General features: G+C 49.5%; 21 protein-coding genes and 1 other RNA gene. 2 read left to right on the top strand and 20 right to left on the bottom strand.

What is annotated here, in order from left to right; genetic code table 11:
• Nucleotides 1-45 precede the first annotated feature (45 nt).
• The 5 genes from DWX59_RS19330 to DWX59_RS19315 all read right to left on the bottom strand — a co-directional run bounded on the left by DWX59_RS19330 (nt 46) and on the right by DWX59_RS19315 (nt 4434).
• Nucleotides 46-1077 carry a sugar kinase gene (locus DWX59_RS19330; protein ID WP_117560837.1) on the bottom strand — a complete coding sequence of 344 codons (1032 nt, stop codon included), beginning with the start codon at nt 1075-1077 and terminating at the stop codon, nt 46-48.
• A 52-nt stretch (nt 1078-1129) separates the two neighbouring features.
• On the bottom strand, nt 1130-1783 hold the full coding sequence (locus tag DWX59_RS19325) for a bifunctional 2-keto-4-hydroxyglutarate aldolase/2-keto-3-deoxy-6-phosphogluconate aldolase (protein WP_117560836.1): 654 nt from the start codon (nt 1781-1783) through the stop codon (nt 1130-1132).
• Between the two features lie 138 nt (nt 1784-1921).
• A complete protein-coding gene (locus DWX59_RS19320) occupies nt 1922-2683 on the bottom strand; it encodes an IclR family transcriptional regulator (RefSeq protein ID WP_117560835.1) in 762 nt (253 codons plus the stop codon).
• The gene (locus DWX59_RS28565) at nt 2680-2895 is read right to left on the bottom strand and encodes a hypothetical protein (protein WP_147325837.1); all 216 of its coding nucleotides are present in this window, start codon (nt 2893-2895) and stop codon (nt 2680-2682) included. Before DWX59_RS28565 ends, DWX59_RS19320 begins: the two co-directional genes overlap by 4 nt.
• Before the next feature lie 57 nt (nt 2896-2952).
• Nucleotides 2953-4434 (bottom strand): UxaA family hydrolase, encoded by a 1482-nt coding sequence (locus tag DWX59_RS19315; RefSeq protein ID WP_117560834.1) that lies wholly within the window; start codon nt 4432-4434, stop codon nt 2953-2955.
• Between the two features lie 181 nt (nt 4435-4615).
• Between DWX59_RS19315 and DWX59_RS19310 the strand changes: the two genes are divergently transcribed.
• The gene (locus DWX59_RS19310) at nt 4616-5617 is read left to right on the top strand and encodes a LacI family DNA-binding transcriptional regulator (RefSeq protein ID WP_117560833.1); all 1002 of its coding nucleotides are present in this window, start codon (nt 4616-4618) and stop codon (nt 5615-5617) included.
• A gap of 21 nt (nt 5618-5638) precedes the next feature.
• Nucleotides 5639-7054, top strand: coding sequence for a glucuronate isomerase (uxaC, locus tag DWX59_RS19305; RefSeq protein ID WP_117560832.1), 1416 nt, complete (start codon nt 5639-5641; stop codon nt 7052-7054).
• Between the two features lie 272 nt (nt 7055-7326).
• Here uxaC and DWX59_RS19300 read toward each other — a convergent pair whose 3' ends face one another.
• From DWX59_RS19300 to DWX59_RS19230, 15 genes are all read right to left on the bottom strand, one after another.
• Nucleotides 7327-7701, bottom strand: coding sequence for a hypothetical protein (locus DWX59_RS19300; protein ID WP_117560831.1), 375 nt, complete (start codon nt 7699-7701; stop codon nt 7327-7329).
• 181 nt (nt 7702-7882) lie between these two features.
• Nucleotides 7883-9274 carry an FtsW/RodA/SpoVE family cell cycle protein gene (locus DWX59_RS19295; RefSeq protein ID WP_227115703.1) on the bottom strand — a complete coding sequence of 464 codons (1392 nt, stop codon included), beginning with the start codon at nt 9272-9274 and terminating at the stop codon, nt 7883-7885.
• On the bottom strand, nt 9261-9602 hold the full coding sequence (locus DWX59_RS19290; protein ID WP_117560829.1) for a PadR family transcriptional regulator: 342 nt from the start codon (nt 9600-9602) through the stop codon (nt 9261-9263). The genes DWX59_RS19295 and DWX59_RS19290 overlap by 14 nt, the downstream gene beginning before the upstream one ends.
• 69 nt (nt 9603-9671) lie before the next feature.
• Entirely contained in the window at nt 9672-10712 is a 1041-nt protein-coding gene (locus DWX59_RS19285) for a lysylphosphatidylglycerol synthase transmembrane domain-containing protein (protein WP_117560828.1), read from the bottom strand.
• A 170-nt stretch (nt 10713-10882) separates the two neighbouring features.
• Nucleotides 10883-11241: RNase P RNA component class A (rnpB, locus tag DWX59_RS19280), an RNA gene on the bottom strand.
• 123 nt (nt 11242-11364) lie between these two features.
• Complete coding sequence (locus DWX59_RS19275; protein WP_117560827.1) at nt 11365-13017, bottom strand: nucleoside kinase; 1653 nt, start codon at nt 13015-13017, stop codon at nt 11365-11367.
• A 56-nt stretch (nt 13018-13073) separates the two neighbouring features.
• Nucleotides 13074-13883, bottom strand: coding sequence for a Nif3-like dinuclear metal center hexameric protein (locus DWX59_RS19270; protein WP_117560826.1), 810 nt, complete (start codon nt 13881-13883; stop codon nt 13074-13076).
• The gene (locus tag DWX59_RS19265) at nt 13870-14784 is read right to left on the bottom strand and encodes a tRNA (adenine(22)-N(1))-methyltransferase (protein WP_235845117.1); all 915 of its coding nucleotides are present in this window, start codon (nt 14782-14784) and stop codon (nt 13870-13872) included. The genes DWX59_RS19270 and DWX59_RS19265 overlap by 14 nt, the downstream gene beginning before the upstream one ends.
• Complete coding sequence (gene rpoD / locus DWX59_RS19260) at nt 14777-15901, bottom strand: RNA polymerase sigma factor RpoD (protein WP_117560825.1); 1125 nt, start codon at nt 15899-15901, stop codon at nt 14777-14779. The genes DWX59_RS19265 and rpoD overlap by 8 nt, the downstream gene beginning before the upstream one ends.
• Before the next feature lie 29 nt (nt 15902-15930).
• Nucleotides 15931-17847 (bottom strand): DNA primase, encoded by a 1917-nt coding sequence (gene dnaG, locus DWX59_RS19255; RefSeq protein WP_117560824.1) that lies wholly within the window; start codon nt 17845-17847, stop codon nt 15931-15933.
• A gap of 33 nt (nt 17848-17880) precedes the next feature.
• Nucleotides 17881-18891 (bottom strand): deoxyguanosinetriphosphate triphosphohydrolase, encoded by a 1011-nt coding sequence (locus DWX59_RS19250; protein ID WP_117560823.1) that lies wholly within the window; start codon nt 18889-18891, stop codon nt 17881-17883.
• A gap of 391 nt (nt 18892-19282) precedes the next feature.
• Nucleotides 19283-19798 (bottom strand): hypothetical protein, encoded by a 516-nt coding sequence (locus DWX59_RS19245; protein WP_117560822.1) that lies wholly within the window; start codon nt 19796-19798, stop codon nt 19283-19285.
• Complete coding sequence (locus DWX59_RS19240) at nt 19791-20975, bottom strand: AAA family ATPase (protein ID WP_117560821.1); 1185 nt, start codon at nt 20973-20975, stop codon at nt 19791-19793. The genes DWX59_RS19245 and DWX59_RS19240 overlap by 8 nt, the downstream gene beginning before the upstream one ends.
• A gap of 99 nt (nt 20976-21074) precedes the next feature.
• Nucleotides 21075-22817 (bottom strand): S8 family peptidase, encoded by a 1743-nt coding sequence (locus DWX59_RS19235; RefSeq protein ID WP_117560820.1) that lies wholly within the window; start codon nt 22815-22817, stop codon nt 21075-21077.
• 124 nt (nt 22818-22941) lie between these two features.
• Nucleotides 22942-24270 (bottom strand): sodium-dependent transporter, encoded by a 1329-nt coding sequence (locus tag DWX59_RS19230; RefSeq protein ID WP_008716731.1) that lies wholly within the window; start codon nt 24268-24270, stop codon nt 22942-22944.
• Nucleotides 24271-24273: the final 3 nt, after the last annotated feature.

Here is a 24273-nt window from a genome sequence, read left to right as displayed (position 1 = left end):
GGATTAGCCGCTTCCAAATTATCCTGTCATTCCATATATAAGTGATTATCTCTGTACACGGCCTGAACCGTCGCCGCCAGCCAGGTTTTCTACGTCAGCGCGTGTAACCAGGTTGAAGTCGCCAGGGATGGTGTGCTTTAATGCAGATGCTGCTACTGCGAATTCCAGGGCAGCCTTCATGTCCTTGCCGTCTGCCAGACCGCAGATTAAGCCGCCTGCAAAGGAGTCGCCGCCCCCAACACGGTCAACAATCGGGGTAACGCGGTACTTCTTGGAGTGGTAGAACTCACGTGTCTTTCCGTCCATGATGCATGCGGACCAGCCGTTGTCGGATGCGCTGAAGCTTTCACGCAGGGAGCTGATGATGTACTTAAATCCGAATTTGTCAGCCATCTGGTTGAAGATATCAACATATCCGGCCAGTTCCAGCTCTCCGGAGGTAACGTCTGTGTTGCCTGGCTTGAAGCCCAGAACCTTCTCAGCGTCCTCTTCGTTGCCGATGCACACGTCAACATACTGCATCAGGTTGGTCATGACCTTCTGTGCTTTTTCGGAAGACCACAGTTTCTTACGGAAGTTCAGGTCAACGGATACGGTTACGCCGTGGGCCTTGGCTGCCTTTAAGGCTGCCTCTGTCAGTTCGATTGCAGCATCGCTGACAGCCGGTGTGATGCCGGTAAAGTGGAACCAGTCCGCATCAGCAAAAATCTCATCAAAGTTAAACTCGTCCGGTGTGGCTGTTGCAATGGCGCTGTTTGCACGGTCATAAACAACATTGGAAGCCCTCATGGCAGAGCCTGTCTCCAGGAAATAGATTCCCAGTCTCTCGCCGCTTCTTGCGATGTGCCTGGTCCCTACATTGTATTTCCTCAGGGCTGCTACCGCGCAGTCACCGATAGGGTTCTTCGGGATAGCTGTCACGAACTGAACGTCATGTCCATAGTTTGCAAGGGATACTGCCACGTTGGCTTCTCCGCCGCCGTAATTGATATCGAACTCGTCTGCCTGGATGAATTTCTCATTGTTCGGGGTAGATAATCTTAACATGATTTCGCCCATGGTAACTATTTTTGCCATTGTATGATTCTCCTTTTATTTACCTGATTATGATTCAAAATGAATGGGTTGGTTATTTTGTCCTTGCTGCTGCCACGGCCTGTACGAATTCCCGGGCCTTTGCCGTAACTGCTGCAAAATCGCCGGTCTTAGCGCCCTTGGTCAGGCTGGAGCCTGTTCCGACCGCATATGCGCCTGCCTTAATCCACTTGTCGACATTATCCACGTCAACACCGCCGGACGGCATGAACTCGCCCTGTGGAAGAGGTCCCTTGAAGGAGCTGATAGCTGCCGGTCCCACAATATTGCCCGGGAATACCTTGATGATATCGCATCCGGCTTCCAGTGCAGTGATTGCTTCGGTTGGGGTCATGACCCCCGGGAGCATGGGCACCCTGTAACGGTTGCACAGCCTGATGGTATCCACATTCAGGCCAGGGCTTACGATATAGCTGGCGCCAGCCAGGATGCATGCCCTTGCTGTCTCAGGATCCAGTACGGTGCCTGCACCGATTACAATCTTGTCATTACCTTTATACTTATTAGCCATCATCTTGATAAATTCAACAGGGTCGCCTTCATCCATGGTCATGGTCAGCTCAATAAAGTTGATGCCGCCCTCGATGATGGCGTCAACCACCTTCTCGCCCTGCTCATAATTCTTTGCACGAACAACAGCAACCAGGCAATCTTCTTTCATTCTTGCTAAAACTTGTTCTTTTTTCATTTCGCTTCTCCTTCTTTCCGCAAATTCGCATATACGATTCGATTTCATATTTACGATTTCATACTTAAATTTTAATCGTTACCGCTTCATTTGTCAACAGCAAAAGATGTAAAAATATAAGTTTTTCCATTGCCTCTTTCAGCATTTTCCCAAAAAGCCCAGCAGCTTTGATATCTCTGCCGCCTTGGCACGCACCAGACAGCCCAGGGCATCGTAATCTTCCGTGGGTTTGTACAGGCTGGACACGCTGATAGCGCCCATGACATTGCCGTCCTGGCCAAATACCGGCGCGCCCACGCATTCCATGTGCTCCTCCAGTTCCCTTGCATCAAAAGCATAGCCTTTATCACGCACACGTTCCAGCTCCTTTTCCAGTTCCTCCCTGGTGCATATGGTCCGCTCCGTGTGTTTCTTAAATGTAATGCGCTCCATCAGCTGCCCTGCTTCTTCCTCGTCCGAGTAAGCCATGATGGCCTTTCCCAGGGAAGTACAATAGATAGGATTCTTGGTGCCCACGGTGGCTGTGGTGATAATGGGGTTCTCCGGCTCAAATTTGCAGATATAGACAATGGCATCGTCGGAGCGGATGCCAAAGAATACTGTTTTACCCACCTCCCTTGAAAATGCCTTCAGCACAGGGTCAATGGTGCTGATGAAATCCAGGTTATTGGTATAATTAATGCCGATCCTGTAAGCCGTAAGCCCAATGGTATAACGCTGCTTCTGCCCTCTGGCCACATGAATCATCCCTGTCTGTACCAATGTTGTCACGATGTCGTAACCGCTTGTCTTTGGCAGGTCCAGTTTTTCGCATATCTCATCCAGTGTAATCCCGTCCGGCTTCCTGGATACCAGTTTCAGTATATCTATGGTCCGCAGTGTGGTTCTGTTTAATTTCATGGATACCTCCCACCTTCTACTTGTAAGTCTCCCGTATATGCATATGGATTAGGATTGATGGATACCATTTTCGTATATGCATTTCCAATCCGTATATACGATATTATAAATTCAGTATACATCATCCGTTCCCATGATGCAAGGGGTAATTCCTCCATAAACAACTGTTTTTCCTGCCATTTTTCCAATAATCCCGCTGCTGTCTCTGTCATGCCGGCATCTGCCTGCTGATTTCCGGCTGCCGGTCTTAATACCTGCTGCCTGGCGTCTTACAGGGTAACCCCCTGCTTGAAGATTGCCATATCATGGAAACCTGCCTCTTCTGACTTCACTTTCCTGCCAGAAGCAACTGCAAGCACATAATCCAACAGTTCTTCTGCCAGCTCTTCCTTGGTCATATCCTCCACCATGCGTCCAGCATTAAAATCAATCCAGTTATCCTTGTGGCCTGCCAGCTTTGAATTGCTGGAAATCTTGACCGTGGGCACAGGGGATGCGAACGGCGTCCCCCTTCCGGTTGTGAACAGGACCATATGAGCGCCGGACAGGGCCAGGGCAGTGGATGCCACCAGGTCATTGCCCGGGGCGCTTAACAGGTTCAGCCCCTTTACCTTAACCATCTCCGTATATTCCAGGACGCCTCTGACCAGGGCGCTGCCTGACTTCTGGGTGCAGCCCAGGGACTTGTCCTCCAGGGTGGAAATACCGCCCTTCTTATTACCCGGGGAAGGATTTTCATAGATGGTCTGGTTGTGGCTGGTAAAGTAATCCTTGAATCCATTGATCAGGTTCACGGTCTTTTCAAACAGTTCGGGTGTGGCGCAGCGGTTCATGAGCAGGGTTTCAGCCCCGAACATCTCCGGCACCTCTGTCAGGATGGTGGTTCCTCCCTTGCTCACAAGAAGGTCTGAAAATGCGCCTACCACCGGATTGGCCGTTATACCGGAAAGTCCGTCAGAGCCGCCGCACTTCATTCCGATTATCAGCTCGCTGGCATCTATCTTCTCCCTGGTAAATGCCCCTGCATACACAGCCAGTTCTTTTAACAGGTCCATGGCCGCCTCCATCTCGTCCTCCACATCCTGGCACTGGAGGAATTTCACACGGTCCTTGTCATAATCGCCGATGTAATCCATAAGCACAGGGATATTGCTGTTCTCACAGCCCAGCCCCAATACCAGCACACCGCCTGCATTGGGGTGATGGATCATGTCGGCTAGCACCTTCCTGGTGTTTTCCTGGTCATCCCCCATCTGGGAACATCCATATGGATGGGGAAATGCAATTACATCTTCCACACTGCCCTTTACCAGTTCCCTGGCCCGGGATTCCAGGGCCTTGGCAATGGAATTCACACATCCAACCGTGGGGATGATCCAGATCTCATTGCGGATTCCCGCCTTGCCGTCAGACCTGCGGTATCCGTCAAAGTAAACATGTTCCGTTGGACGGACATCGGTGCCGTCCGGCGTATAATCATAGGTAAGGACATCTCCCAGGGCAGTCCTCACATTGTGGACATGGACCCAGCCGCCTTCCTTTATATCTTCCTTGGCATATCCGATGCGGAAACCATACTTGATGACTTCTGCACCGCTTTCAATATCCTTTAAGGCAAACTTATGCCCCTGTGGGATATCTTCCACAACGGCTACCTTTTTCCCTTCCACGGACAGGGTCTCTCCCTTTGAAACAGGCCGCAGCGCAACGGCGACATTATCGTTCCTGTTAATCTTAACAATATCCTGCATGGTCTTTACATTCTCCTATCATCATTATTTGGTGTGCCCTTTTTGATTGTAAGTACTTACAATTATTCTACTCATTTTCAGGGGATAAGTCAATAAAAAAATAGAAAAGTATTGCAATATTTAAGCGGAATATGTATAATGAACTTAGCTTGTAAGCGCTTACAGAATGTGAGGTCATTTTATGAATATATACGATGTCTCTGAACACGCGGGGGTATCCATTGCAACCGTTTCCAGGGTACTGAACGGCAATCCCAATGTCAGTGAAAAGACCAGGGATAAGGTGCTCAAGGTCATGGATGACCTGGGATATACCCCCAACGTGTTTGCCCGGGGGCTGGGGCTTAATACCATGCAGACCATCGGGATTATGTGCTCTGATTCCTCCGACCCCTATCTGGCGGGTGCCATTTATTATCTGGAACGCGGGCTCAGATCCCATAATTATGATGCAATCCTGTGCTGCACAGGTTATGACCTGGATGCAAAGCAGAAGTATTTTGACCTGCTCCGCTCCAAACGTGTGGATGCCATCATCCTGGCCGGCTCCAAGTTTGTGGAGATGCGGCCCAAGGATAATGCATATATTACGGAAGCTGCTTCAGAACTTCCCATCATGCTGGTTAACGGATACCTGGAAGGGGATAATATATACAGCACGGTATGCGACGACCATGCAGCCATGTACGGCGCCGCTGCCCAGCTTCTGCAGGCGGGCAGGAAACGTATCCTCTATCTTTACACCAGCTATTCCTACAGCGGGGTCAACAAGCTGGAAGGTTACAAGGATGCCCTGAAGGCATATGGCATGGAACCCTGTGATGAACTGATCCGTCAGTGTCCCAAGGATATATCTGCCGCTAAGGAACTTCTTCTGTCCCTTCACGGACAGGGGCTGGAGTTTGACGCGGTCATGACAAGTGATGATTCCCTTGCCGTGGGTACTGTTAAGTATGCCCATGCATCCGGCATTTCCATACCTGATGAACTGAATATCATTGGATACAATAACTCCATCCTGTCCCGGTGCACGGATCCGGAGATAACATCCATTGACAGCAAGGTAGAAGCACTGTGCACCACCACCATCAACACACTTATGGGGGTTTTCAGCGGCGTGAATGTGCCCAGCAGGACCACAATCGCTTCTGATTTAATAAAAAGAAAAACCACAAATTTTTAATTCTTAAGGAGGATTAACAACATGAAAGCATTTATGGACAAGGACTTCTTATTATCCAGTGATATGGCAAAGGAGCTGTATCATGATTTCGCGGAGCATATGCCGATTCTTGACTATCACTGCCACATCAATCCGCAGGAGATTTATGAAGACCGCAGGTTTGACAATATCACCCAGGTATGGCTGGGCGGCGACCATTACAAGTGGCGCCAGATGCGTTCCAACGGCATAGATGAAAAGTATGTGACCGGAGACAGCACGGACTGGGAGAAATTCAAAGCATGGGCAGAGACCATGCCCAAGTTAATCGGCAACCCGCTGTACCATTGGAGCCATCTGGAACTGAGGAAATATTTTGGCTACCAGGGCTTCTTAAACAGCGATACGGCTGAGGAAGTATGGAACCTGTGCAATGCAAAGCTGCAGGAAGATTCCATGACGGTCCGCAGCCTGATCAAACAGTCCAATGTTACCCTTATCTGCACCACGGACGATCCGGTTGACACGCTGGAGTGGCACAAGAAGATTGCCGAGGATGACACATTTGACGTACAGGTCCTTCCTGCCTGGAGACCGGACAAGGCCATGAACGTTGAAAAGCCCACCTTTGCAGCTTATATGGCACAGCTTTCCCAGGTCAGCGGTGTGCAGATAACTGATTTTGCATCCTTAAAGGAAGCCCTTAAGAACCGTATGGAATTCTTCACCTCCATGGGATGCTGTGTATCCGACCACGCCCTTGAATATGTAATGTACGTTCCTGCTGATGAGGATGAAATTGATTCCATCCTTGCCAAAGGATTAAAGGGTGAGGCCGTTACCAAGGAGGAAGAACTGAAATTCAAGACCGCATTCATGCTCTTTGCTGCCCGTGAATACACCAGGATGGGCTGGATCATGCAGATTCACTACGGCTGCAAGCGCGACAACAACGCTTACATGTTTGAGCAGATTGGCCCTGATACCGGTTTTGACTGCATCAACAACTACGCCCCCAGCGCGCAGATGGCTGATTTCTTAAATGCGCTAAGTGCCTCCAATGAGATACCAAAGACCATCCTTTACTCACTGAACCCCAATGACAATGCCTCCATCGGCACCATCATCGGCTGTTTCCAGGACAAGTTCCCGGGCAAGATCCAGCAGGGTTCCGCATGGTGGTTCAACGACCACAAGGCAGGAATGACCGAGCAGATGACCAGCCTTGCGAACCTGGGCTGCTTAGGCAACTTCATCGGCATGCTCACGGACTCCAGAAGCTTCCTGTCCTACACCAGGCACGAATACTTCCGCCGCATCCTGTGTGAACTTATCGGCGGATGGGTGGAAAACGGCGAGTATCCCGCTGACATGAAAGCCTTGGAAGACATCATCAAGGGCATCTGCTACAACAATTCCGTAAAATACTTCGGCTTCAACTTGGATATTGTAAAATAGAACCGGTTATATGATAAAATCAGGCTTATGATTAAATCAGGCTAATTAAATCAGGCTGGCTGCGGAGATGCAGCCAGCCTTTTTCTATCATATTCCTATCATTTTCCCTTGATTACCGTTTCGCGCAAGTCACGGTTTGAATCCCCGGTCCGTGAAGCGGGCCAGGGTAATCCGCCCTGCCCGCCGTCCGGCGCCCCATGGGACAGATACCGTCCTGGCCCGCTTCACGGACGCAGCCCCCGCACAACATCATCCGCCAAACAAATCTGCCCTTATTTCAGCCGAACCACATGCTGGCAATAAATATAAAGGTTCTTTATCTTCTTAGCCTGCTGCCCATCCTCCCCTAACACAATGGGCTGTGTCCCCGAAGGTGTTATGTACAGTTTAAACGCAAGTGCATCCTGACCCACATGCATATCTTTCACCGGCGCAAAGGCAAAGTCCTGGCGTTCAATGTCCAGATATTCAAACATGATATGTTCCAATTCAGGATTTGAAAATACGCGTACAATATCCGCTGTTCCCTTCATCTCCATGATGGCTTTTGCCTCTTCAAATGCAATATTGGTAAAACGGTAATCACCATTCCCCAAAATATAAGCCAGCATACTATTATCCAATAACAATAAAGGATCTTTTGCCATAACATTACCTCCTTCGTTTTATCCATATACTTCGTTCCACTATTATCATAAGCCATTATACAAATATTGTCAATATTGTTAGAAAACAATCAATATTGTTCGATATTTATCAAACAAATTCTCCATATCTGCCCGAATTACCCAGACATATCAAAAGAGTTTTTCAACAATTCACAATTCATCATACATCCATTTTTTCTATGCGGATTCTGTATCTCCCCAATCGGGCCAGTACATTGTAATCCTCCTTTTCCGGATTTTTTTCCCATATCAAATCCTGATAACGGTAAATACTGAGCAGGATTCCAAGCAGGCCATAGACAGCCATTGTGTGGTATCCTCCATACGTAAAAAAGGGAAGCCCTGCCGTGGACATAAAGACCAACCCAAAATTCAGCATCAGGTTCCAGGCCGTTTCCAGGGCAAGGATCATGACACATCCATAACCAATGATCTGTCCCAGCTGATTCTTCTGCTTTTTCACTGTGAGGAACAGCAGGACTAAAAACAGGACCAGCAGCCCAATCAGGATTCCTGTGGCCAGGAGTCCCCATGTGGAGGCTGCCTGGAGCATCACATAATCATATTGCACACCTGGAAGCAGCCGGATTGGGGTTCCCTCCGGTGTACCTCCCTTTGCAATACCTCCCATGAATTTAAGCTGCTTCATGATGTCCCGCGCCGCAACCATCTGGAATGCCTGCTCCCTGGCATAGGACCATGGGCTCAGGGCAGCCCTTATCCTTGCCATCTGGTATGGCTGCATTCCCAAATAAAAATAATATCCGCCTGCCAGGGCCAATGCGCCCAGGGCAAGGAGCGGCCTGCTTTTCTGTTTTACCTGATACCAGTTCCTGAACAGGACATACACCAGCATCATGAAACAGACGGACATCACATCCAGTGTAATCCCAATCCCGCCGCCAATCACCGCAAACGAGACATAGGCAGCGGCCAGCAGCCACAAAAGGGAACGGATTACACCGGCGTGGCCGGTCCCGCGATACCCATAGAGGATTCCTCCATACATTGGGATAAACAGATACATGACTGTCTTCATATAGCCATGGCCACCATTGATGACCTGCACCAGCCCCAGCTTGCAGACAAGGACGGTTGAAATCAGGAACAGGCCCCCAATCAGCTTCCCATATCTGCTGAACGTGCTGTAATCACAGAAATAAAGGACTGCCATGAACCCCAATCCCAGGAAGGTATAAAGGCATTGGCGCACAAATGCATCCCCGTTTATCCGGTACAGGTTTCCTGTTCCCAACCGGTAGATACATAAATATTGGACCAGCAGCCCTGCCAGGCTTAAAAGCACTGCCAGGCCCAAAACCATCCAGTTATTACGGGGCCTGTGGATCCGGTCCATATCAATCCCCACTTCCACAGGGTTTCCCATCTGGCGGACCGCTTCTTTAAGCGCCTCATCCCTGGTCCGTCCTTCATTTTCATAGGCCTTGGCCTGGTCCTCGATATGGTTCTGTATTTCCCTGGCAACCTCCTGCCTTGCTTTTTTACTGCGGATCTGTCCGGTTAATTCAGACAGATATTCATGCATTTCCATATAAGGCACCTCCTATTACCTGTCCCACTGCCTTTAAATAGGTTTCCCATGCCTCCTTTTTCTTTAACAGTTCCGCCCTGCCCTGCTTTGTGATGGTATAATACCTGCGCACCTTGCCCTGTGCTTCCTTTTCATAGGATACGAGATGCTTTTTAGACTCCATGGCATGGAGCAGCGGATACATGGTGCCTGCTTTCAGGCTGAATACATATTCAGAGCGTTTTTCCAGCTCTTCTATCATTTCATAGCCATACATATCCTTTTCGGATAAAAGCTGTAAAAGGAGCATGGAAATATTGCCGGATGATACGGTCTTTCCTTCTGCCATAACTGATACCTCCTATATATAGATAATCTATATATCATAGCATAATTATATATAGATTATCTATATATGTCAAATATTAGTTTTCTGCTGTTTCCTGTTAACCTGCAGCACGGCCGTGACCCCGCCGCTGACAGCAAGAAGCGCATAAAAGCTGATTCCACGGCTGAGCATCATCACCGGGAAGACATGTCCCCCGCCAAGTATGGGCCTGTACAATGAGATAAAGCTGCCCTCCGAGGCGCCCACCGAACCAGGAAGCGGCACCGCTGTCACTGCCAGGCTCAGGATAGCCTGCATGGCAAGGAACCGGCCCGGTACCGCCTCTATGCCAAGGGCCCTGCACGAAAAGTAGGGAACCAGGAACAGGGCCGTCAGCTGGATCAGCGCGCAAAGGAACATTCTGGCCACCACCATCGGGTATTGTCTCAGATATGCCCCTCCCCTGCTGTATTCATTAATCAGTCCTTCCATTTTGCGCCGTGCCTTTTTATGGTTCCTTATTATCTTTACCCTGGTCAATATGCGGATGGCGCACAGGATGACCCGCTCCGCCAGAAGACTGTTTAAAATAATCAAAAGGATCAGGCCGGAACAGATTCCATTTACCAGGATGCCGAATACCAGAAGCCACTGTATGAATTTCCCCTGGCTCATGACATAGGACAGGTTAAGGAGTGCCATGACGCTTCCATACACAAGCACCGTCATCTGGTACACAGCCGCCACAGCCAAAAGGGCAAAGGAGCTGTGGGCAAATCCAAACCCGTCCCTTGTCATATAAAACAGCTGCATGGGCTGTCCCCCTGTGGCAGAAGGCGTGATGGCGCTGAAATAGAAACCTGCAAAGGAATAGGACAGGGAACGCCGGTAGGGTACCTTTTTGTGGAAGGTCTTCATAAGCAGCCGTATGTTGGCTGCTTCACAGTTAATGAACACGAACATGCAGAAAAATGCAGGAACCACGAACTTAAGTTCTGCCCGCCTGAATGTTTCCCCCATGGTTTCCATGGAATGGTTCTGAAAAAGCACATGGAATGTCACCAGGGCCAGGACTGCCACCATGCAGAGCCCTATGAGCATCTCCCTCATTTTCATTTTCTTCTGTTCCATTCCCAGCTACCTTCCTTCTTTTCCCCTGTAAATCCCGGTCTATATCTGATGTGTATATTATAACGGCTATTTATTAAAACTTTCGGTTGATTTCCTTAAGAAACACAGCCAAACCACATAAAAAAAGCCTAAGACGGTTTATCTTAGACCTTTTTTCATGGATGCTGTTGTGTGTGAGCAGGACGGTAAGCCGGGTTATGTCGTTGGATGGCCATCTATCTAGGACTGCCGTCACCAGCAGCCTCAAGCAACCTACCCGGAAGCTGACGGGCCGCCATATGCTTCCTGTTCGGTCTTGCTTCGAGTGGGGTTTACATGTGCCCCGCCTGTTACCAGACGGGCGGTAGTCTCTTACACTGCCCTTCCACCCTTACCTTTCCCGGTCAGGCCGGGAAAGGCGGTACATTTCTGTTGCACTGTCCCTGGAGTCGCCTCCGCCAGACGTTATCTGGCACCCTGCCCTGTGAAGCCCGGACTTTCCTCTCCTGCGGCCTTGCGGTATCGCAGCAGCGGCCATCTGTCCTACTCACAACCTATACAGTTTATCATAGAAACCCTGGTTTGTCCAGTTATTTTCCACGCTGCACTCCATAAGCCCGGACGTGTTTGACAATTACGTTCCGCCAGATGTGCGGTCCGGCCCCTATTCCAATTAAACGTTCAGGCAGCTGCCGCCGATGAACTCCCGCAGGATTGAGTTCTTTGGTATATCCTCGCTGCTGACGCCAATAAAATAATCCAGGAACTTGAGCAGCCGTTTTGCTTCCAGATATTCCTCGGAATCCTTGGGAATGCCGAACAACAAAGGTTCCGCATACTGCTTTAGCACGGCGAACTCATAGACCAGGGCCGAGTTGAACATGGCATCCGCCTCCTCCTGGAAGGGGAAGATGTTCTCCTCCTCACCCTTGCGCACGGACGGCCACATGCGGATGGTGTCCTGGGCCGATGACCCCCTGGTCCTGGCATCCCGTATCATCCTGCGGATAAGACGTCCGTCCGTTGTCGGGATCCGGTTGTGTTCATCTACATTCAGCTGGGTTAAGGCACTGATGTATATCTTGAACTTGCTCTCCTTTGGCAGGGAATGGGACAGCCTGTCATTGAGACAGTGGATGCCTTCAATCACCAGGATATCCTCCGGCCCCAGCTGCAGGAAATTGCCCTTATACTCCCTGACGCCTTTCTTGAAATTATAATAGGGCATTTCTACCCGTTTTCCATCCAGAAGGTCCATCATGTTCTGGTTAAACAAGGCAATGTCCAGGCATTCCAGCACCTCATAATTATAATTGCCCTGCTCATCCCTCGGACTGTTCACCCTGTTCACAAAGTAATTGTCCACTGCAATGGGATGGGGCTTAAGCCCGATTGCTTCCAGCTGCACGGAAAGCCTGTGTGAAAATGTGGTCTTGCCTGAGGAGGACGGACCTGCAATCATGACGAATTTGGCATTGCGCCTGGATGCAATCTGCGCCGCTATCTCAGCAATCTTCTTTTCCTGAAGCGCTTCCTGGACCAGGATCAGATGGGACATCTCCCCCTTTGAAATCTTATCATTGAGCGCGCCCACTGTTTCCAGGTCCAGCCTTCTCCCCCACTGGGTGGACTCTGTCAGGGTTGCGAACAGCTTATCCATGGGTTCAAACCTGGGCACCACCTTTGGCTCTGCCTTGGAGGGCAGCAGCAGCACGAATCCATAGTGATAAGGAACCAGGTCAAAATACCGGATATATCCCGTATTCTGGACCATGTATCCGTAGTAGTAGTCCTCAAAGCCGTCAATGCTGTAGATATTGACCCTGGATACCCTGCGGTAATGGAACAGACGCTCCTTGTCAAACATCCTGTGGCGGTGGAACAGTTCAACCGCATCATCCGTGGACACACTGCGTTTCATGATGGGTATCTGCTGTGCCACATACTCGGCCATCTTATCCTTCACCTTAATGAGAAGGTCATTGTCCAGCACAAAGCTGCCCCTGGCCTCCACAAAAAATCCCTTTCCAAGTGAAAAGTCAATGACAATCTTCTCTATATTCTCTGCGCCTGCAACCGCATAGAATGCCTTCAGCATAATCAGGCAGGCGCTTCTCTGATAGGTGGTCATTCCAGGCTTATCCCTGGCAGTGATGAAAGTAAGCTCACAGTCTTTTACATGCTTGTGGAGCTCCTGGAGCTTTCCGTTCACACGGACCAGAAGGATGTCATCCTCGTATTGGTACTGATATTCCTCAGCCACTTCCAACCATGTGGTCCCCTCCGGGTATTCCCGGGCAAAACCGTTTACCTTAACTTGAACCAAAGGCTTTTACCTCCTATTTCTTATTCAGACAATCCCACTCCGGTTTCCTAAATATCCTATATGATGACCGTTGGCCATGACGGCGGGGCCTGGATTACGTTTACGCCATCCCCCAGCCTGGCGGCCAGGTAGTCTGCCATATAGGGTATGAATATATGCTCCAGCCCATAATGGCCCCCGTCGATTACCGCCATATTCCTTGCAGCTGCATCAATGCCCTGGTGATGGCTGATATCGCCTGTGACCAGCACCTGGGAACCGGAGGCGATTGCCCCCTCTATCTCGCTGCCCCCGGCGCCTGGGCACACAGAAACCTTGTTTATCTCCGTATCCAGCAGTTCCTGTCCATAGACCACTGCAAAAGGAAGTCCAAAGGACTCCTTCACCTTACGGGCCAGACAGCGCACTGTCACCGGTTCCCTGAGATATCCGGTCTTTCCGATTCCGTAAGGCACCAGGCCCTGGCTTCCCTCCATCTCGCCCATTGCTTCCAGGGGCACGCATTCCGTAAGGCCCAGGCGCTCTGCGGCCAGGTCGGCCATGCAGCCAGGGGCCGCATCAAAATTGGTGTGCATGGCATAGTAGGAAATATCAGCCTGAATCAGCTTTACCAGCCTTCTGGTAATGAAATCCTGGTCATTTACCTTCTTGATTGCCTTAAAAATCAGGGGATGGTGGGTCAGCAGCATGTCCGCGCCCGCTCCTATGGCTGCTTCCACCACCTGGTCCGTGGCATCCAGGGCAATATAGATGTTCCTGACCTCTTTGCCGCTCCTTCCGGCCAGAAGCCCTGGATTGTCCCATTCACACGCACACCCCTCCGGCGCCAGCCTGCCCAATACCTCTATGATTTCACTGCATTTCATCCTGTGCCTCCTTTATCCATCCCAGTTCTTCCATAAGGGCGGTCCTGGCCCTGGCCTGCGCTTCTGTCATGGGGAGCGCTGTCCGTGCCATTATCCCTGCCTGGTCCCGGGCCTGAATCCTGTCCACCTCCCGAACATCGTCCCAGGCCTGGTCCATCTCCTTCGGCACTTCAGGCTCCTGTGCCCCAAAATGTTCCAGGATTCCCTGTACCCTGGCCTGCTCCTTCTCCAGATATTCCTTCAGTATGCCATCCTTCCTGTCCAGAAGGACCTTCCCATACCGGTACCATATGGGACGCAGGTAGGACATGGCGCCGCGGGTCACATCCATGATGGTATAATATTTCCCCTCGTCTTTTACCATAGCCTCATCTTCAATGGCAAAGCCATTGTCCGCCAGAAACACCCTGACCTTGTGGATATCTGACTGGGGGGACAGGATCCAGTGGCTGACGCTGTCCCACATGTGGCGTCCTTGTTCCAGGATCCGTATCTCCAGTTCCCCTCCCATTCCGGCCATGATGACCGTGTCCGCCTCACCGGGCCTTAATTCCTTAAGGCCGTCGCTCAGACGGGCTTCGATGGCGCATGGGGCCTGCTGCCGGCTGTCCCCTGCATGTTGAATGGCCCAGCCTTCATATTCCCTTATGTGTTCCTTTGCCCGCTCAAGAGGCCCTGGCCTCACATCCATTGCAATGGCCCCGGCTGCCCGGCCAATCTGGGCCAGATAGATGGGCACATATCCATGGTCCGTACCGATATCCGCAATGCGGCTGCCCGGCTTTACAAAATCAGCCACGGCCTTTAAACGAAGGGACAGACGCACCACGCCTTTTAAACCGGCGCTGTCCATCCCTGTCATGTCTGTATTGTCATTGGTTTCCTGATTCATATTATTCATCCAGATAATCCTTTAGTTTTTTACTTCTGCTGGGATGGCGCAGCTTGCGCAGGGCCTTTGCCTCTATCTGGCGTATGCGTTCCCTGGTCACATTAAACTGCCTTCCCACTTCCTCCAGTGTCCTTGGACGGCCATCGTCCAGGCCGAACCTGAGCCGCAGCACCTTCTGCTCCCTTTCCGTCAGCGTCAGCAGCACCTCCATCAGCTGTTCATGGAGAAGGGTAAATGCAGCGGCGTCCTGGGGCACCATCACATTGTCATCCTGGATGAAATCCCCCAGATGGCTGTCCTCCTCCTCGCCGATGGGCGTCTCAAGGGATACCGGCTCCTGAGCCATTTTCATGATTTCTGATACACGCTCCACGGGAAGGTCCGCCCTGGCCGCAACCTCCTCGGTGGTAGGCTCCCGCCCCAGTTCCTGGAGGAGCTGGCGCGAGGTGCGCACCAGACGGTTGATGGTTTCCACCATATGGACGGGAATGCGGATGGTCCTTGCCTGGTCTGCAATTGCCCTTGTAATGGCCTGACGTATCCACCAGGTGGCATAGGTGCTGAACTTATAGCCCTTGGTGTAGTCAAACTTTTCAACGGCCTTAATCAATCCCAGGTTTCCCTCCTGTATCAGGTCCAGGAACTGCATGCCGCGCCCCACATAGCGTTTGGCAATGCTGACCACCAGGCGCAGGTTGGATTCTGCCAGACGCTTCCTGGCATCCTCACTGCCCAGCTCCATGCTCTTGGCCAGTTCAATCTCCTCCTCCATGGACAGCAGGGGAATCTTGCCGATTTCCTTCAGGTACATGCGCACCGGGTCTTCCAGGCTGACGCCCTCAGGGACGGAGAGGTCCAGATGCTCCACATCTATCTCTTCCTCTTCTTCCAGATTAATCTCCTCTTCAATGAACAGGTCCGGGTCCAGCTCCTGGGCTGAATCCATCCGGATGATATCCACCTTGCTCTGTTCCAGGAAATCAAAGAGCTGGTCCATCTGGTCACTGGTTGGCTGATCCGCGCCAAAGCAGCTTATAATCTCCTGATATTCCAGGACATTTTTCTTCTTCTTTGCCTCTTCAAGCAGTCCTGCCAGTTTTTCCTCAAACACATTCGTCCCTTCCATAATCGGTCCATCCTTCCTATGAAATGCTGTTAATCCAGCGAAATCCGCAGATTCTTAAGCGCAGCCTGCTGCTTTATGATTTCCTGTAACTGGGTTATGTCTTTTGCATTGCGGCTGGCCGCATCCAGGCTGTTCTTCCTGACCTTCATGACGGTTTCGGAAAACGCCTTCTTCTGTTCTTCATTGTTTAAGGACTCTTTGAGGCTTGCGTTAAATAATGCAGCCACTTCTTTGTACTGGTCTTCATCATTGATGAAATGGCTGAGTATGGCTGCCGGATTCAGGTTTCCCGATGCCTGGCCTTCAAATACCATCTGTGCCACCTGGTGATACAGATTCTCCACAAAATCATCTGCTGTAATGATACCCTTAATCTTGTCAAATAACTCAGGATTTTCTATCAGCCATGTGAGAAGAAGCCGCTGGGAACGGCGGATGCCATCCTCCTTATCCGGCTTTTTGGGGCGTCTGGGACGCGCGTCCCCTCCATCCTGATATCCTCCTCTGCCCTCCGGCCCTGCTTCCCCGTAATCATAATACCCCTCCGGAGGCCCGTCATGGCTTTCGTAGTACCCATAATCCGGATACATGTCCTCTTCCTCAGCCCTTCGGCGTATCTTGCCTCCCTGGCCCAGGCTGTCACCTGATTTCATTCCAAAGCCCATGCCCATGCGGTTCACCAGGCCCCGCAGCTCATCCGCTGGGATCATCTGCTCCCTGGCAACTGCCTGGAGGTAATTCTCCCGTTCCAGGGCCTCCCCAAACTGAAGGAGCTTTTTGGCCGTTTCCTGGTAGAACCTGGTCTTCTGCTCCGGGTCATCCATCTGGTAACCCTGTCTCAACACATCCACCTCGAACAGGAAGCTGTTCTTGGCCTCCTTGATCCTCTGGCGGAAGGCCTCTGCCCCCATGTTCCTGATGAACTCATCCGGGTCCTTATAGGGCTTCATGTTCAGCACCTTGATGGACATGCCCACCTCCTTAAGGATAGGAATGGCCCGAAGGGCTGCCTTGATGCCGGCCCCATCGCTGTCATAGGTCAGGATGACCTGGTCCGTATAGCGTTTCAGCACATTGGCGTGCTGGCTGGTAAATGCCGTACCCAGGGAAGCAACCGCATTGGTAAATCCTGCCTGGTGAAGGGAAATCACATCCAGGTAGCCTTCACAGATAAGAAGAAAGCCTTCCCTGGAAGTCCTGGCATAATTAAGGCCGTACAGGTTCCGGCTCTTGTCAAACAGCTTAGTCTCAGGGGAGTTCAGGTATTTTGGTTCCCCGTCCCCCATGACGCGGCCGCCAAAACCAATGACACGGTTATTCACATCCATGATTGGGAACATGACACGGTTCCAGAACTTGTCCCGGCCCCCGCGCTCTTCCAGGGTCACCAGCCCGGTATCCTTAAGGAAACCGTCCTCATAACCCTTGCCCTTCAGGAAACGGTACAGGTCATCGCTGGTCTTATTGGAATAACCCAGGCCGAAACGTATGATTGTATCATCCAGAAGCCCCCTTTTGTCATGGAGATACTCATATCCAAGCTTTCCCTGGGGCTGTTTTAACTGGTAATAAAAATAATTGGCAGCCAGTTTATTCACTTCCAGCAGCCTGGCCCTGTGTTCCGCCTGCTCCCTGGCCTCCTTGCTGTATTCCATCTTGGGCAGGTCAACCCCGGCCCGGTCAGCCAGATGGGACAGCGCTTCCTGGAATGTATAGTTTTCATATTCCATCACAAACGTAAGCACATTCCCACCAGCGCCGCATCCAAAGCAATAATACATCTGCTTGCCGGGAGACACGGAAAAAGATGGTGACTTCTCATTATGGAAGGGACAGAGCCCAAAATAATTGGCGCCTTTTTTCTGAAGCTTTACATATCCTGAAATCACATCCACGATGTCGTTCTTCATTCTCACTTCTTCTATGACTTCATCTGGATAGTACATGTATGAATCTCCCTTCTGTATTTTAATGCGGCTTTAATATATGTTCCACCGTTTGGGAACGAACAGCTCCTCAAACTGGTCAATTGCATATATATCACTCATGCCTGCAATATAATCGCAGACCACCCGCGACTTCTTCTCCCCTGTGTTTACAATAAGCAGGACATATTCCATGGGCAGCTTATCCACGTGTTTCATGTAATAATCATAAAGCTGTGTAATCATCTGCTGGGCCTTGCCCTCCTCTGCCTTGGGGATTTCATTTTTATAAACATTATCAAACATCCATTTGCGCAGCCCCTGCATGGCATCCTCCATGCCCTCGGACATCCGTATCTCCGGTTTATCCATGCTGTTCAGGATAATGTCGTGAATCATGGTATTAAGGCGCTCACGCACGCTCCGCCCAAGGACATCCGTATACTCACAGGGCAGATCCTCCTCCTTGAACATCCTGGCCCGGATCGCATCGTCAATGTCATGGTTAATATAGGCAATCTTATCCGACAGCCGGACAATGGCGCCCTCCAGGGTGGAGGGGTGCCCCGAGGTCCTGTGGTTCAGGATCCCGTCCCTTACTTCCCACGTCAGGTTCAGGCCCTTCCCATCCTTTTCCAGCACCTCCACGATGCGCACGCTCTGCTTATAATGCGCAAACCCATCCTCACAGATCTTATTCAGTATGTATTCCCCGGAATGGCCAAAGGGGGTGTGCCCTAAGTCGTGGCCCAGGGCAATGGCCTCGGTCAGGCTTTCATTCAGCCGCAGGGTCTTGGCAATGGTCCTGGCAATCTGGGATACCTCCAGGGTATGGGTCAGCCTGGTCCGGTAATGGTCGCCCTCCGGCGCCAGGAACACCTGGGTCTTGTGCTTTAAACGCCTGAAGGCTTTGGAGTGCAGGATACGGTCCCTGTCACGCTGGTATTCAGGCCTCATGTCGCACAGAGGCTCCGGCTTGTCCCTCCCCCTTGTCCTGCTGCTCAGGGACGCATAGGGACTCATATACTGCTCTTCCAATTCTTCCAGTGACTCCCTGATATTCATCCTCCCACTCCCTATCTTTACTATTATATTGTTAAGTCTCCCATTTTACTACAAAAATTTCATTTTTCGCGTCAGAATCCCATGTCTTGTCTGTAAACATGTACCTAATGTCCATATTATATCACAATATATGAATATTTCATATGGGCAGACTCCCTGATATCAAGTTAATGTCACAAAGTTTTGGAGCCTTTTTCAAGGCTCCAAGTCCGCAGACCAGCATAACTTCGTAGGGTTTATGATAAGTTAGTGTTAAGCAGGGCAAATCTTATACAAGACAGCTAATCTTTCTTGCACTAACCCCCGTCTCGCCACCATTATCGCCATTATTGTCGCCAATGGCGATATTTCTATTCTCTTTTGACGATGAAAATGGAAAACATTATGTAAATTACTTTAGTAAATCCCAAATAGTCTTTTCATTTTTTCTAACATTAGAAACCCTTTTGTATTCGTATAAGCTATTTTCTAATACAGATATCTCCGCAAAATACGATTTAACAAATGAAACACTTTTTACATTCTTCATTTCTAAAATCGATTTACAGTACTCACTTGGTGACATCTTTTTCCGTTTTTTAAAATCTTTATATTTTCCTTCATTACAAATAATAAGCATTTCGATTTCTGGAGCTGTAATCACATTTATAACATCCACTTTATTCTGATATGCTTTGCTTATTTTAAAATTTTCCCGACGCGAATCCAATATTCTATATACTGTTATCTTTCCTTTAAATTCTCTTCTTAAGTATTTTTCTTCAAAATCTTTACCTTTTCTTGATTCTAGAATTTCTTCTTCCAGTAACTCATTTCTCGCAAAAATCAATTTGTCATGGTCCAGCAGTAAATCTAATATAACTCTTTCAGCTCCACCTTCGCAGATACAGGCTGTATATTTAACCATACGATTCCTCTTCCTCCTGTACTTTTACGCTAGAAAGAACCCTTTTCAATGCCATGTATGACTCATATACAGGTACTGTGCCTTCTAAATATCCACTTGCATAAGCTTCGCTTTTTTTAATATCATTTCTCTTCAAAATAAGTGAAAGATTTTCTGCATGTATTCCATCACGGTTTCTGGTTATATAAATACAATCATTTCTATCAAATTCATCCAGTAATTCAGAATAATGAGTAGAGAAAATAAGAGTGGCCCCTTCCTTATTTATCTTCAAATCCAAGAAAAATCTCACAAGAGTAGAAACAATTTCCTCATTAAAATGATTCTCTAACTCATCAATAATTAAATAACCGCCTTCCACAAAGCAAAGTAATGCATTCATAAATACATTAATTCCTTTGATTGTCCCCGACGAAAGATATTTTTCAATTTCGCTTAGTCTGTTTAATATAATTTCTTCTGACCCATAAAACTTTAATCTTATATCTGTTATTTTCTTTTCATAACTAAATTTAAAATATTCTATACTCGGATCCAAAAAAGTCAAAAGTTCTTTAGGAAATTTCCCTAAAATATTTAGCATATTATGATTTGTCCACATTGACATATCCCGTAAAGGAAAATTTGACTGTTTTTCTTTATTGACAGCAATCATAACGCTTACATCGTCAAGCAAAAATTGTTCTCTCTGATTTCTTTCAATTTTTAAATTTGAATCCTTAAAATCAAATAACCCTTTCTTTGTTTTAACTTTTTCAGATTCCTTTTCCCATAACTTTTCATCCGTTATCACAAACTTTACGCTGTCATCAAGAGTATTGATTTTTTTTGAAATAAGAGTCTGAAGTTTATATACACTCATTTTATCATAAAAGTAACTTGTAATATTGATGTCTTCACCCTCTGGTAAATCAATCATAATATCTTTAGAATCAATATTGTTAATAGATTCATTATTAAGTAAATTAATCGCCAATGAAATAGCTTTTAGAATAGTCGTTTTTCCAGATGCATTAATCCCTATAAATGAAATAGCCGGATTAATATAAACATTGGAAAACACACGATATAATTTTCCCTTATCATCCTCAGCAACTCTCTGTTTAGCAATAAAATCAATATCTAATTCTTCTTTAAAATGTGGCATATTTTGAATAATAAGCTTTAATAATTTCATACCTTATTCCTTTCTACTCACGCTATACACGTTTTTACCTTTATATTATGCCACATTTCTCAGAAATAATCAATATTATTCACGTGTTATACGTTTTTATTATGGCAAACTGTCTCTCACACACAACGCCCCATACCCCAGCTGCGGATTCGGCCACACCTCATATCCGGGCAGGTGCCTGGCGCCCCGGGCCAGATATGCCTTTACCTTCTCCCCATAGAGAAAGGGGTCGTTTCCATCCACGATTCCCCATTGCATGAGAAGAGCAGCGCTGCCGGCCACAAAGGGCGCTGCAAAGGAAGTGCCGGTTACCGCCTCATATCCGCCGCCGCTTCTGGCTGTCACGATGTCCACCCCCGGAGCCACAAGGTCCGGCTTTACCTGCTGTGTCTGGCGCGTAAAACCGCGCCCTGAAAAATCCGCGTACGATTGGTAGGAATCATCATAGGCGCCCACGGATATCACATTGGCAGCCGTAGAAGGGATGGTAAGGGTGGTTTCCGGCACAGGCATAAGGAACCGGGTGGAGGGATTCAGGATTCCCCTGGAAGGCAGCCACATATCATACTGTCCTGTTACAATCCGTTCCGGCGTAAGGCGGAAGGTCCAGATCCCGCTGTCCAGGTAGTCCCTTATGGGGATGAAATCAAAGTAGACCTCCTGGGCCTTGCTGTAAGGGCTGGGCTTGCCATAATAAATCAGAATCCTGGTTCCCCCGTAATTCAGGGTCTGAGGTCCCAGTCGGCTGTCTATGGGACCGATGCTGCCGCCTGAGGGCGTTATCAGGCGGATGGCAAACGCGTCCACATAGGATTTCCAAAGCTGGACCCCCATGCCGGTCTCAAAAGGCGCAATGGATAATTCCACATCCGTGTCACTGCCCATGACCAGCCGGCCCGCCGTGTGCCCGTTGCCCGTGCCTTCATTGCCAGTACCTGCTACCAGCACGCTCCTTCCATAATTCGATATATCGTTCATGAAGGTCTCCAGAAGACTGGTGCCGTCATGGGAACCATATGTGTTGCCAAAACTCAGGTTCACCGCAACAGGACGCCCCAGCTCCTGGGCCTGGCGGATCACAAAGTCCAGCCCCTTCATCAGCTGTGTGGTCCTTGGGAAATTGTCAGCCAAAGGCGCGCCCAGTTTTACCACCAATAAATCACTTTCATAGGCAACCCCGCGGTAGACCCCCTGGCTTCCCCTTCCATTCCCGGCCGCAATGGCGGCCACGGCTGTCCCGTGTCCGCTTAAATCCACGGAGGGCACACGTTCAAGGGCGCCTGCCCGGTCAGGGGCGTCCAGCGCCTCATTGATTTCCTCCCGTGTATAAATCCTGCCCCTGTCCTGGTCCATCAGCATGAGGATCCTGGTGCTTCCGTCCTCATTCCTGAAATCCTGGTTCAGATAGTCAATACCTGAATCAATGACCGCCACCAACACACCGCGTCCTGTCAGGCCCCCTGACAGCCCGCTTATGACCCCTCCTGTCACATTGCCTGTTCCTGAGGGGGATTGGACCACGGAAAGACAGGAGGCCGCCCTTGCCATGTTGCTGGCAAAGAACAGCCTCTTTGGTTTCTCAATATATTCAATCTGGTTCAGCTCACTGACCTGGTCCACAAGATGTTCCGGCACCACGAGGACAGCGTACCCGTTTAGAAGTTCATCCACCTGGATTCCTGCACCTGCAAGGCCCGCAAGGCTGCCTGAATGCCGGACAATCAGTTCCCATGTCCGTTCTTCAGGGTCATAACCCACGTCCAGGTTTTCGGAGCGCTCCCGCTCCTCGTCCGTGGCGCTGAGGGCCAGATTCAGTAGATTTTCCCGTTTTTGGTTCTGCATGGTTGTTCTCCGGCATTCCTTATCATTAGATGCTATTGATCAATGCTGGAAATTATTCCAATTATATGGGGATGCCAGGAATAGATTTACAAGCGCGCCTAATTACATTTCCCCATTCCCATGCTTATCCGCGGACCGTCATGTAGATATTATAGAACCCTGTCAGGGTCACCACCAGGACCATGATCGGTGTCAGGAAACGGATGCAGAGTATCCACAGTTTTTTAAGTTTAAAAGGTATCCCGTCTTTTTCGATTTCATCCACCAGGTTATTGGGGTCCCATTTCCATCCGATATAATAACACATGGTCACGCCGCCCATGGGAAGCAGGATATTGTCTGTTATCATTCCCACAAAATCAAATACGCTGTAGTTTAAGATGGTCACATTGCCCAATGTCCCAAAGGAAAGGGCGCTGGGAATCCCCACAAGGAAACATGCCGTACCAAGAAGGATGGTACCGGTCCGTCTGCTCAGGCGCATGGTGTCCAGGGCAAAGGAAACCGTTACTTCCAGCAGGGCAATGGCGCTTGTGACTGCTGCAAAAAATACAAGGGTAAAGAATACAAGGGCGAAAAACGGGCCGAACCGTATGGATGAGAATACCTTTGGAAGGGTTCCGAAGATTAATCCAGGCCCCTGTCCCGGTTCCAGGCCAAAGGAAAACACGGCCGGGAAAATAGCGGTTCCGGCCATCAGCGCAATGATGGTGTCAAGTCCGGCCACGCTAAGGCAGCTCCTTGGTATATTCTCCTTGTCGCTAAGGTAGCTTCCATATGTGATGGTAATGCCCATACAGAGGCTGAGGGAATAGAACACCTGGCCCAGGGCAGCGCTGACCGCTGTCATATTAAATGCGGAACGGTTGGGTATGAATATGAACCTGAGGCCCTCTTCTGCATTGGGAAGGGTCACGCCCCTTACAATGATCACAATCAGCAGCAGGAACAGCAGCGGCATCATGATCTTGCTGACCTTTTCGATTCCGTTGATACCAAAACAGCAGATGACCGTGGTCACAAACAGGAACAGGAAATGCCAGAATACCGGTTCCACCGGGGAACTGATGAAGGCGGTAAAGTCCTCAGGCGCCTGGTAGGTGGACGCATAGCTGACAATGTATTTTAGGATCCATCCGCCAATCACGCTGTAATAGGACAGGATGAGGAATGCCGCCGCCACCCCAAACACACCCACGATACGGGCATTGGAATTGATATCGCCATAGGCCTGTACCGGGTCATGGCGCGTACGCCTTCCAAGGGACATTTCAATCATCATGACCGGTATGCCCAGTATACAGATAAAAAACAGGTAAACAGCCAGAAAGGAGGCTCCTCCGTTGCGCCCCATCAGATAAGGGAATTTCCACAGATTGCCCAGTCCGATGGCAGCCCCTGCCGTAGCCATGATAAAGCCCAGTTTACTGGCCCACTGATTCTTTGTCTTCATATT

Source organism: Enterocloster aldenensis (genome assembly GCF_003434055.1).
Taxonomy (GTDB): domain Bacteria; phylum Bacillota; class Clostridia; order Lachnospirales; family Lachnospiraceae; genus Enterocloster; species Enterocloster aldenensis.
Note: the sequence above shows the minus strand (reverse complement) of the source record. Positions and strands in the feature narration are given on the sequence as shown.

Excerpts from the sequence above, each read along its gene's own strand:
- DWX59_RS19330 (WP_117560837.1), bottom strand. The coding sequence starts at position 1,077 with ATGGCAAAAATAGTTACCATGGGCGAAATCATGTTAAGATTATCTACC.
- DWX59_RS19325 (WP_117560836.1), bottom strand. The coding sequence starts at position 1,783 with ATGAAAAAAGAACAAGTTTTAGCAAGAATGAAAGAAGATTGCCTGGTT.
- DWX59_RS19320 (WP_117560835.1), bottom strand. The coding sequence starts at position 2,683 with ATGAAATTAAACAGAACCACACTGCGGACCATAGATATACTGAAACTG.
- DWX59_RS28565 (WP_147325837.1), bottom strand. The coding sequence starts at position 2,895 with ATGACAGAGACAGCAGCGGGATTATTGGAAAAATGGCAGGAAAAACAG.
- DWX59_RS19315 (WP_117560834.1), bottom strand. The coding sequence starts at position 4,434 with ATGCAGGATATTGTTAAGATTAACAGGAACGATAATGTCGCCGTTGCG.
- DWX59_RS19310 (WP_117560833.1), top strand. The coding sequence starts at position 4,616 with ATGAATATATACGATGTCTCTGAACACGCGGGGGTATCCATTGCAACC.
- uxaC (WP_117560832.1), top strand. The coding sequence starts at position 5,639 with ATGAAAGCATTTATGGACAAGGACTTCTTATTATCCAGTGATATGGCA.
- DWX59_RS19300 (WP_117560831.1), bottom strand. The coding sequence starts at position 7,701 with ATGGCAAAAGATCCTTTATTGTTATTGGATAATAGTATGCTGGCTTAT.
- DWX59_RS19295 (WP_227115703.1), bottom strand. The coding sequence starts at position 9,274 with ATGGAAATGCATGAATATCTGTCTGAATTAACCGGACAGATCCGCAGT.
- DWX59_RS19290 (WP_117560829.1), bottom strand. The coding sequence starts at position 9,602 with ATGGCAGAAGGAAAGACCGTATCATCCGGCAATATTTCCATGCTCCTT.
- DWX59_RS19285 (WP_117560828.1), bottom strand. The coding sequence starts at position 10,712 with ATGGAACAGAAGAAAATGAAAATGAGGGAGATGCTCATAGGGCTCTGC.
- DWX59_RS19270 (WP_117560826.1), bottom strand. The coding sequence starts at position 13,883 with ATGAAATGCAGTGAAATCATAGAGGTATTGGGCAGGCTGGCGCCGGAG.
- DWX59_RS19265 (WP_235845117.1), bottom strand. The coding sequence starts at position 14,784 with ATGAATAATATGAATCAGGAAACCAATGACAATACAGACATGACAGGG.
- rpoD (WP_117560825.1), bottom strand. The coding sequence starts at position 15,901 with ATGGAAGGGACGAATGTGTTTGAGGAAAAACTGGCAGGACTGCTTGAA.
- dnaG (WP_117560824.1), bottom strand. The coding sequence starts at position 17,847 with ATGTACTATCCAGATGAAGTCATAGAAGAAGTGAGAATGAAGAACGAC.
- DWX59_RS19250 (WP_117560823.1), bottom strand. The coding sequence starts at position 18,891 with ATGAATATCAGGGAGTCACTGGAAGAATTGGAAGAGCAGTATATGAGT.
- DWX59_RS19245 (WP_117560822.1), bottom strand. The coding sequence starts at position 19,798 with ATGGTTAAATATACAGCCTGTATCTGCGAAGGTGGAGCTGAAAGAGTT.
- DWX59_RS19240 (WP_117560821.1), bottom strand. The coding sequence starts at position 20,975 with ATGAAATTATTAAAGCTTATTATTCAAAATATGCCACATTTTAAAGAA.
- DWX59_RS19235 (WP_117560820.1), bottom strand. The coding sequence starts at position 22,817 with ATGCAGAACCAAAAACGGGAAAATCTACTGAATCTGGCCCTCAGCGCC.
- DWX59_RS19230 (WP_008716731.1), bottom strand. The coding sequence starts at position 24,270 with ATGAAGACAAAGAATCAGTGGGCCAGTAAACTGGGCTTTATCATGGCT.